This window comes from Nonomuraea thailandensis (assembly GCF_024172165.1).
GTDB classification, from domain to species: Bacteria; Actinomycetota; Actinomycetes; order Streptosporangiales; family Streptosporangiaceae; genus Nonomuraea; species Nonomuraea thailandensis.
The window spans coordinates 12,780,001-12,782,631 of sequence record NZ_JAMZEB010000002.1 but is presented as its reverse complement, the minus strand read 5'-3'; the positions used below and the strand labels follow the sequence as shown (position 1 = coordinate 12,782,631).

Sequence of the window (2,631 nt, the reverse complement as noted above, 5' to 3'; positions counted from 1 at the left end):
TTCCCATAAAGATTGTCCGGCGGTGACCTACTCTCCCACACCCTCCCGAGTGCAGTACCATCGGCGCAGAGAAGCTTAACTTCCGGGTTCGGAATGTAACCGGGTGTTTCCTTCCCGCCATAACCGCCGTAACCCTGCGAAACAGCCTGTTTGCTGTCTCAGAATTGCGTAGTGGACGCGAGCAAGAAGTACCTTGATGCGGCGCAGCTCTGGACCCGGCGAAGAGTAACAGAGCGCAGCACACACCAAGCACAATGCTTTGTGGTCAAGTCCTCGGCCTATTAGTACCGGTCAGCTCCACACGTTACCGTGCTTCCACCTCCGGCCTATCAACCCGGTCGTCTACCGGGAGCCTTACCCACTCTCGTGGTGGGAGACCTCATCTCAAGGCGAGCTTCCCGCTTAGATGCTTTCAGCGGTTATCCCTTCCGAACGTAGCCAACCAGCCGTGCACCTGGCGGTACAACTGGCACACCAGAGGTTCGTCCGTCCCGGTCCTCTCGTACTAGGGACAGCCCCTTTCAAGTCTCCTGCGCGCGCAGCGGATAGGGACCGAACTGTCTCGCGACGTTCTAAACCCAGCTCGCGTACCGCTTTAATGGGCGAACAGCCCAACCCTTGGGACCTACTCCAGCCCCAGGATGCGACGAGCCGACATCGAGGTGCCAAACCATCCCGTCGATATGGACTCTTGGGGAAGATCAGCCTGTTATCCCCGGGGTACCTTTTAGCCGTTGAGCGACACCGCTTCCACACGCCGATGCCGGATCACTAGTCCCAGCTTTCGCTCCTGCTCGACCCGTCAGTCTCACAGTCAAGCTCCCTTGTGCACTTACACTCAACACCTGATTGCCAACCAGGCTGAGGGAACCTTTGGGCGCCTCCGTTACTCTTTGGGAGGCAACCGCCCCAGTTAAACTACCCACCAGACACTGTCCCCGATCCGGATCACGGACCAGAGTTAGACGTTCAAAACGACCAGAGTGGTATTTCACCAATGACTCCACCCGAACTAGCGTCCGAGCTTCCCAGTCTCCCACCTATCCTACACAAGACGCTCCAAACGCCAATGTCAAGCTGTAGTGAAGGTCCCGGGGTCTTTCCGTCCTGCTGCGCGTAACGAGCATCTTTACTCGTAGTGCAATTTCGCCGGGTCTGCGGTTGAGACAGCGGGGAAGTCGTTACGCCATTCGTGCAGGTCGGAACTTACCCGACAAGGAATTTCGCTACCTTAGGATGGTTATAGTTACCACCGCCGTTTACCGGCGCTTAAGTTCTCACCTTCGCCAACCGAAGCTGGCTAAGCGGTCCCCTTAACGTTCCGGCACCGGGCAGGCGTCAGTCCGTATACATCGTCTTACGACTTCGCACGGACCTGTGTTTTTAGTAAACAGTCGCTTCCCCCTGGCCACTGCGACCCCCACCAGCTCCGAGTGCAAGACTCATCACCAGCAGAGGTCCCCCTTCTCCCGAAGTTACGGGGGCAATTTGCCGAGTTCCTTAACCACAGTTCACCCGATCGCCTTAGTATTCTCTACCTGACCACCTGAGTCGGTTTAGGGTACGGGCCGCCACAACACTCACTAGAGGCTTTTCTCGGCAGCATAGGATCATCCACTTCACCACAATCGGCTCGGCATCACATCTCAGGAACACGCGCGGCGGATTTGCCTACCGCACTCCCTACATGCTTACCCCAGGACAACCATCGCCTGGGCTGGACTACCTTCCTGCGTCACCCCATCGCTTACCTACTACCCGATCGGACCGAGCGTTCACTCTGACGGTCGTCCCGAAGGACAACCCGAGTTAAGGACTCTTAGCATCACGAGGTTCAGTATGGGCGCATTGAAGCGGGTACGGGAATATCAACCCGTTGTCCATCGACTACGCCTGTCGGCCTCGCCTTAGGTCCCGACTTACCCTGGGCGGATTAGCCTGGCCCAGGAACCCTTGGTCATCCGGCGCGAGGGTTTCTCACCCTCGATTCGCTACTCATGCCTGCATTCTCACTCGCACAGCCTCCACAACTAGATCACTCTGCTGCTTCACCGGCTGCACGACGCTCCCCTACCCACCAACAGCGCAAACTGTCAGTGCCACGACTTCGGCGGTGTACTTGAGCCCCGCTACATTGTCGGCGCAGAATCACTTGACCAGTGAGCTATTACGCACTCTTTCAAGGGTGGCTGCTTCTAAGCCAACCTCCTGGTTGTCTCTGCGACTCCACATCCTTTCCCACTTAGCACACGCTTAGGGGCCTTAGTCGGTGATCTGGGCTGTTTCCCTCTCGACTACGAACCTTATCGCCCGCAGTCTCACTGCCACGCTCTCACTTACCGGCATTCGGAGTTTGGCTGACGTCAGTAACCTTGTCGGGCCCATCGGCCATCCAGTGCTCTACCTCCGGCAAGAAACACGCGACGCTGCACCTAAATGCATTTCGGGGAGAACCAGCTATCACGGAGTTTGATTGGCCTTTCACCCCTACACACAGATCATCCCCCAGGTTTTCAACCCTGGTGGGTTCGGTCCTCCACCCAGTCTTACCTGAGCTTCAACCTGCCCATGCGTAGATCACTCCGCTTCGGGTCTACAGCATGCGACTCAAACGCCCTCTTCAGACTCGCT

The 2,631-nt window shown here is 57.2% G+C and carries 2 rRNA genes (1 of these 2 only partly in view); both read right to left on the bottom strand.

The features are described 5' to 3' along the window. Positions 1–14 precede the first annotated feature (14 nt). Positions 15–131, bottom strand: a 5S ribosomal RNA gene (rrf, locus tag HD597_RS63415). 130 nt (positions 132–261) lie between these two features. Further along, positions 262–2,631: ribosomal RNA gene (locus tag HD597_RS63410) — 23S ribosomal RNA — on the bottom strand (it continues 734 nt past the right edge of the window).